The organism is Streptomyces sp. NPDC087845 (assembly GCF_044742755.1).
Taxonomy (GTDB): Bacteria; Actinomycetota; Actinomycetes; order Streptomycetales; family Streptomycetaceae; genus Streptomyces.
In genome coordinates, this window is the sequence record NZ_JBIUVC010000044.1 from 1 (window position 1) to 6,607 (window position 6,607).

A 6,607-nucleotide genomic window follows, 5' to 3' on the forward strand; every position below is an offset into this window, starting at 1 on the left:
GACACTCCGAAGAATCACGGGCGGCCGTGCCCGTTGTCAGGCAAACGGCGAACCCTAACAAGCAATGATCTTGCCGCGATTAAACGCCAAGCTAAGGGCTTGCAGAGAATTAACTTGCCTGCTCTGGGACTTGACGTCGGCACCCTGCCGAGCAGCTCGCCAGGCAGGCCCTCGTGGACGGGGTAGCCGGAGCAGCGCCCGCTGCCGGAGCCGTACCAATCGAGCAGGGCCAGCACCCGCTCCACCCGGTCGGGGAACGTCAGCTGCAGTCGGTCCGTGAGTTCCGCGAGCGATTCGGGGGAGGGCCTGCTGCCGGTGCGGGATAGGTCGAGGATCCGGTCGGCGGTCCCCTCCAGTCCGGCGGGCATCGCGGCCAGCCAGTTGCGCTCCTCTTCGGTCCCTTCCTCCGCTCGCTGCCGGTCGGCCTCGAACTGCTGCATGGGGCCGGGCATGCCGTGCCCGTCCAGCCACGCCAGGAGCAGGCGGCCGTCGGCGAGGACGGCGTCACTCTCCCACTGTTCCCACCTCGGTGTCGCCCTGTGGTGCAGGACGACGACTGCAAGCCGCCCATCGTCCCGGTCGAACACCTCGAAGCGGACGTCCTTGCGGCACATGCAGTGGAACCCGGGCAGCGATTCCACGGCCATGGCTGTCCTGAGCTGGGCCGACTCCGCCGGGTCGGAGAGGTCGACCCGGATCTCTCCGTCCACCCCGAACCCGCTCACCGAACTCACCTGGACCACGTGCGCCTGCTGCAGCATGCTGTCCAGCGCTGTCGTCCCGTTCATGAACCAATCTCTCCCCGCCCGGGCCGCAGGTGCACGGCCCGCCCGATTTCACCGCAGCTCCCGACCGCCTCGCAACCCGGTTCCCTCGCGCCCGCACTTCAGCTCGCACGCCGACAGGCGGATCCCTCCGGGGTGAAGGTGAAGCCGTTCATGAACAGGGCGCCGCAGTCCCGGAAGGCCCAGAGGACGGGTTCGGCATGGACGGCGGCCGACGACGAGCTTGGACTCGGGGCGAAGCTGTTCCAGAGGTGGAAGCAGAGCAGGGTGTCATCACGTCGGGCGGTCGCGTAGGCCAGCGTCTTGGGGTAGTTGGGGCTGTTCCCCGTTATGGGGCGGGGAGAACGTGGTGATCTGTCGGACGCAGAGTGGGAGCGGCTGCGGCCGTTCCTGCCGGTGAGCAACGGACGGTGCGGGCGGTGGCGTGATCACCGGCAGGTGATCGACGGGATTCTTCACCGGGTTCGGACCGGGGTTCACTGGCGCGATCTGCCGGAGCGGTTCGGGCCGTGGAAGACGGTCTACGAGCGCCATCGGCTGTGGTCGGCCGACGGCACCTGGGAGCTTCTGCTGCAGCGGGTCCAGGCCGCGGCCGACGCGGCCGGCGAGATCGACTGGGACATCTCGGTGGACTCCACCATCGTTCGCGCCCATCAGCACGCGGCCGGCGCCCGCACCGACCCGCCACCGGCCCGCGCCGACTCAAAGGGGGACGAGACGCTGGAACACCAGGACGAAACTCCGTGGCAGAGCCTCGTCGGCCGGCTGGCGGAGGTGGTGCGGGAGGCGAGGGCCTGGGCCGTTCGCGCGGCGGCTTCACCAGCAAGATCCACCTGAGTGCGGACGGCTTCTGCCGCCCGCTGACCCTGATCGTCACGCCGGGGCAGCGGGCCGACTGCACCCAGTTCGTGCCGGTGCTGGAGAAGATCCGGATCCCCTGCCGCGGAGTGGGCAGACCCCGCAAGAAGCCCGACAGCGTCGCTGCCGACAAGGCCTACAGCAACGGTCCTTGCCGTCAGTACCTGCGGCGACGCGGCATCCGACACACGATCCCGCAGAAGGCCGACAGCCAGGCCGCCCGCCTGCGCAAAGGTCGCGAGGCGGACGACCCCCCGGCTTCGACGAGGAACGGTACAAGAAGTGCAACACTGTGGAGCGGGCCATCAACAAGCTGAAGAACTTCCGTGCTGTCGCGGCCCGTTACGACAAGCGTGGATACGTCTTCCTCGGTACCGTCACCGCGGCCGCGCTCGTCATCCGGCTCCGCACCTGACCACGTGGCACGACGTCAACTCACCGAGGCACCGGGCGCCAACACCAAGCCCGCTGCCGCAAGGAAGTCCTCAAGGTTGACAACACCGCTGCCGGTGCCATCGTCCCATTCGATCAGGAGCCCCGAGCGGTCCTCGCTCCAAGAGTCCGGCGTATCGGCATCATCGGCAGGGCCAGGATGCCACTCGACGCAGCCCACGCCATGCCGGTATCGGAGATACAAGTACTGGCCGTCTGCCGTCCAGGCATCCCACTGCGACGGGTAGGCAGAACACGTCTGCACAACCCGCATCAGCTTCCGACCCTCATCCGCACCCATCCGGCGATGGTCGCGCAGCAGCAGACCCCTGGCAATCGACTTCAGACCGCCGTCACAGGTGCCTCAAGCAGGAGCCTGACGCACGCCATCGATGATCGGCCGGACAGCTCCTAGTGCAGCAGGACATCGATCGAGGCAGCGACCTTCTGGCACATTTCCGTGAACAAGGCCTGCTCGCCGGGCGAGAGCACCTCTGCAGCGGCGTGAACGTTCTCCCGTCGGCTGCGCGCCGCTCTAGCCAGGAAGGTGTGGCCCTTCGGGGTCAGCGAGGTCGTATGTTCCCTCCTGTCCTCGCCGAGTGCTGCCTGCTGGATGAGTTCGAGGTCTTTCAGGACGCGCAGCGCCTTGGATGCGGTCTGCCGTGACACCCCCAGGGACTCACTGAGCCGCGAGGGGTTCATGGCGCCGCGGATACGGAGCATCTCCAGTACGTCGTACTGCTGCCAGTTGATGCCCTCGGGGTTGGTCGCAGTGCGCCGGGCGACCAGCACGCACTGCAGATGGGACAGCGCGTCCTCCAGCTCGGAGGGCGGGCTGGGCTGCTGTGGGCAGACAGCGCGTACGTCCGTCATCGGTGGCTCCTTTTCGAAGTGGACACAGAGGACCGGGGCCGCTGCAATATCCAATGCACCCCTACTTGATTTCCGCATGGAAATGATGCAAGCGTAGCCGCCTTCTGCGCAAAGGGATGGCCACCCCTGTCGGGGGTGGCCATCCCTTTGCCGTTCCGGGGCATGTGCCTACCCCGTTGCTGCCCGCAGGGCCGCCCCGTGGCGGGATGCCTCCTGCATCAGGGCGAGGAACAGCTCGGCACCGGAGCGGCTGAGACGGACTCCGGATGGAACTGCACCCCCGCGACGCCAGGCCCTCGCAGAGCGAGTACCTCGTCCGTGCCCGGCTGCGGGCAGAGCTCCACTCCGACCTGGTGCAGGGCCTCGACCGGGCCACCGCCGGTGCGTACGGAGAAGGAATTGGAGAAGCCGACGGTCGCCGGGCAGCCGAACACTTCGATCGTGCGCTGCATCCCCTGCTGGGGCCGCTTTCCGCGCGAAACGGTCAGCCCCAGGCAGGACGACAGCAGCTGGAAGCCGAGGCAGATCCCAGGACCGGGTTCCCGCCGGCGCGCGCACCTTCCTGAACGCCTCCGGCTTCACCCACCGGCTCACCTTCCACGGCATCACCCGCCTCGGCGTCAAACTCGACTTCCTCGCAGGCTTGTTCCTCAAGGGAGTCGAGGCCGCCGGTACCAAGGACTTCCGCGGCATACAGACCCGCATCGGCGAGGCCCTCGCCTGGCGCAACATGTTCTGGGGCCTCGGCGACGCCATGGCGCAGAACCCCGACCCGTGGCGCAACGGGGCGCTGCTGCCCAACCTCGACTATGGTGTGGCATGCCGATGGTTTATGACGATCGGCTACCCGCGGATCCGCGAGATCCTCCAGCAGGACCTCGGCAGCGCGCTGATCTGGCCGACCGAGGGTCCAACAATCTCCGCCCGACGGGTGACACGCGTTTCCCCTGGCGACCTCGGCCAGGTGGTAGGTGAACCGCGGCAGGGTCAGCGTGCCCCGTGCGCAGGAGGCCAGCGGCCCGTGCAGCGTCAGCTCCCGTACCTCCTTGTCTCACTCGGGCCGCAGTGCCGGGTCGGCGTAGCAGGCCCAGAAAACCGCCTGCGGCAGGGCGGTTCCGATGCTGTGCTCGTACGTCCGCATGGGGAACGACCTCCAAGAGTCGGGCCGGTGATCAATGTCGAACGATGCTAGTCTGTGATTGCCGTACGGAAATCAGTTGGCGTGGGGTGACGGTAGCGGAGCCATTGCGGCGGGCGGAGGTTGCGGAGCATGGCAGGTCGGGGAAACGCGCGATTCAGCGGCGATATCGTTCTCGGCGGCGCCCGGGAGAACAACCTCAAGAACGTCTCGCTGACCGTCCCCAAGGGAAAACTCACCGTCTTCACCGGTGTATCCGGCTCCGGAAAATCCTCGATCGTCTTCTCCACGATCGCGGTCGAGTCCCAGCGCCAGCTCAACGAGACATTCCCCTGGTACGTACGAAACCGGCTCGCCCGGTACGAGCGGCCGCGCGCCGAAGTGATGGAGAACCTCTCCACCGCGATCGTGGTCGACCAGAAGCCCATCGGCGGCAATTCACGCTCGACCGTCGGCACCATGACCGAGATCCACCCTATTCTGCGGGTGCTGTTCTCACGGCACGGAAAACCCAGCGCCGGACCGTCGAACCTGTACTCCTTCAACGATCCGCACGGCATGTGCGAGACCTGCGAAGGACTGGGCCGCACCACCACCGTGAACCTGGATCGGCTGCTCGACGAAAGCAAGACGCTGAACGAGGGTGCCATCAACTTCCCCTCGTTCGCGGTCGGTACTGCCCAGTGGCAGCTGTACGCGGAATCGGGTCTCTTCAACCCCGACACGCCGCTGGCCCGCTTCACCGACCAGGAGCGCGAACTCTTCCTGCACGGCGGTGGGTTCCGCGTCGACCGCCGCAGCCGGCACAGCGTCTACAAGAACGAGTACGAGGGAGTCGTTGCCCGCTTCACCCGCCGCTACCTCAAGCGCGACGGACAGACCCTGAGCGACCGCGACCGCGAGGCCGTCGCCCGGGTCGTCACCGAGGGCCCCTGCCCGGAGTGCGGGGGCGCCAGGCTCAACGCGGCGGCCCGGCGCTCGAAGATCGGAACGCACAGCATCGCCGACTACACGGCAATGGAGATCGGCGAGCTCATCGAGGTGCTCACCACCATCGACGACCCCGTAGCCAAGCCTGTGGCGACAGCGGCCCTCGCAGTACTGCGCCGCATCGAGGCAGTGGGCCTCGGCTACCTCAGCCTGGACCGTGAGACCTCCACCGTGTCAGGCGGAGAGGGGCAGCGACTGAAGATCGTGCGCCACCTCGGCAGCAGCCTTACCGACGTGACGTACATCTTCGACGAACCCAGCGTCGGACTGCACCCCCGCGACGTGCACCGACTCAACGAGCTGCTCCTGGCCCTGCGGGACAAGGGCAACACGGTCCTGGTCGTCGAGCACGACCGGGAGGTCATCGCCATCGCCGACCACGTCATCGACATGGGCCCGGGCGCCGGCGCCCACGGCGGCGAGGTCGTCTTCGAAGGCACGGTCGCGGAACTGTGCATCTCCGACTCCCTCACCGGGCAGCGCCTCAGCACAGTGTCCGGGCTTAACCAGGCACCGCGCGCCCCCACCGGCACCTTCTCCATCACCGGGGCCGATCTGCACAACCTCAAGGACATCACCGTCGACATCCCGGCCGGTGTACTCACCGCCGTCACCGGCGTCGCCGGATCGGGCAAGAGCACCCTGGTCTCCAGCGTCCTCGCCGCCCAGCAGCCCGACGCGATCATCGTGGACCAGTCGGCGATCGGCATCTCGCCGCGCTCCACGCCAGCCACCTACATCAACATCATGGACACCATCCGCAAACTGTTCGCCCGGGCCAACGGGGTCGACGCCGGGATGTTCAGCTTCAACTCCACCGGCGGCTGCCCTGCATGCAAGGGCCGCGGCCTCATCGACAACGACCTCGCGTTCCTGGACCCGGTCACCACAGCCTGTGAGGTCTGCGAGGGCCAGCGCTACCGGCACGAGGTCCTCGACTACCGCCTCGACGGCCACAACATCGTGCAGACCCTGAGCCTCAGCGTCGAGGGGGCACTCGACCATTTCACCGAACGCACGGTGCTGCGCAGGCTCGCCATGCTCCGCGAAGTCGGCCTTCCCTACCTCACCCTCGGACAACCGCTGTCCACACTGTCCGGCGGCGAACGGCAACGACTCAAACTCGCCGACCGGCTGCGCGAGACGGGCAGCCTCTACATCTTCGACGAGCCGACGACCGGCCTGCACATGGCGGATGTCGAGACACTGCTCGCCCTCCTCGACCGGCTCGCCGACGGCGGCAACACCGTGATCGTGATCGAACACGACCTAGACGTGATCAAGCACGCCGACTGGGTCATCGACCTCGGCCCCGAAGCCGGCCGACACGGCGGCCACATCATCTTCGAAGGCACACCGGAGCAACTGAGCACCACCCAGGGCTCGTTCACCGCCGAGTACCTCCGAAGAGACCTCGCGCAGGCTGCCGCACAGCACTAACGAGCTGGTGCGTGATTGCGTTGGAGACGTGAGGGGCCTGAGCTGGGGGTTTGTGTCAGCCGGTGGTGTTGCGGTCGGAGACGAGGCCGGC

The 6,607-nt window shown here is 67.3% G+C and carries 5 protein-coding genes and 2 pseudogenes; 3 read left to right on the plus strand and 4 right to left on the minus strand.

The features are described 5' to 3' along the window. Positions 1-14: 14 nt before the first annotated feature. Positions 15-788 (minus strand): hypothetical protein, encoded by a 774-nt coding sequence (locus tag ACIOMQ_RS41245; protein ID WP_402192855.1) that lies wholly within the window; start codon positions 786-788, stop codon positions 15-17. A 327-nt stretch (positions 789-1,115) separates the two neighbouring features. On the opposite strand from ACIOMQ_RS41245, the pseudogene ACIOMQ_RS41250 reads away from it, so the two are divergent. After that, positions 1,116-2,058: pseudogene (locus ACIOMQ_RS41250) on the plus strand (IS5 family transposase). Positions 2,059-2,073: 15 nt separating this feature from the next. Here the strand turns inward: ACIOMQ_RS41250 and ACIOMQ_RS41255 are convergent. The 3 genes from ACIOMQ_RS41255 to ACIOMQ_RS41265 all read right to left on the minus strand — a co-directional run bounded on the left by ACIOMQ_RS41255 (position 2,074) and on the right by ACIOMQ_RS41265 (position 3,475). Continuing rightward, positions 2,074-2,376: a hypothetical protein gene (locus ACIOMQ_RS41255; RefSeq protein ID WP_402192858.1), complete on the minus strand. Its 303-nt coding sequence runs from the start codon at positions 2,374-2,376 to the stop codon at positions 2,074-2,076. Between the two features lie 110 nt (positions 2,377-2,486). Then, a complete protein-coding gene (locus ACIOMQ_RS41260; protein ID WP_401944923.1) occupies positions 2,487-2,948 on the minus strand; it encodes a MarR family winged helix-turn-helix transcriptional regulator in 462 nt (153 codons plus the stop codon). Between the two features lie 218 nt (positions 2,949-3,166). Beyond that, complete coding sequence (locus ACIOMQ_RS41265; protein ID WP_401944945.1) at positions 3,167-3,475, minus strand: hypothetical protein; 309 nt, start codon at positions 3,473-3,475, stop codon at positions 3,167-3,169. A gap of 32 nt (positions 3,476-3,507) precedes the next feature. Between ACIOMQ_RS41265 and ACIOMQ_RS41270 the strand changes: the two are divergent. Next, positions 3,508-3,846, plus strand: a pseudogene (locus ACIOMQ_RS41270) (4-hydroxyphenylacetate 3-hydroxylase C-terminal domain-containing protein); the annotation flags it as partial. Positions 3,847-4,218: 372 nt separating this feature from the next. Continuing rightward, positions 4,219-6,516, plus strand: a complete 2,298-nt coding sequence (locus ACIOMQ_RS41275; protein ID WP_402192860.1) for an ATP-binding cassette domain-containing protein — start codon at positions 4,219-4,221, stop codon at positions 6,514-6,516. Positions 6,517-6,607: the final 91 nt, after the last annotated feature.

Bases quoted from the DNA above. Each gene is read 5' to 3' on its own strand.
- ACIOMQ_RS41255 (WP_402192858.1), bottom strand. From the start codon at position 2,376: ATGGGTGCGGATGAGGGTCGGAAGCTGATGCGGGTTGTGCAGACGTGT.
- ACIOMQ_RS41275 (WP_402192860.1), top strand. From the start codon at position 4,219: ATGGCAGGTCGGGGAAACGCGCGATTCAGCGGCGATATCGTTCTCGGC.
- ACIOMQ_RS41245 (WP_402192855.1), bottom strand. From the start codon at position 788: ATGAACGGGACGACAGCGCTGGACAGCATGCTGCAGCAGGCGCACGTG.
- ACIOMQ_RS41260 (WP_401944923.1), bottom strand. From the start codon at position 2,948: ATGACGGACGTACGCGCTGTCTGCCCACAGCAGCCCAGCCCGCCCTCC.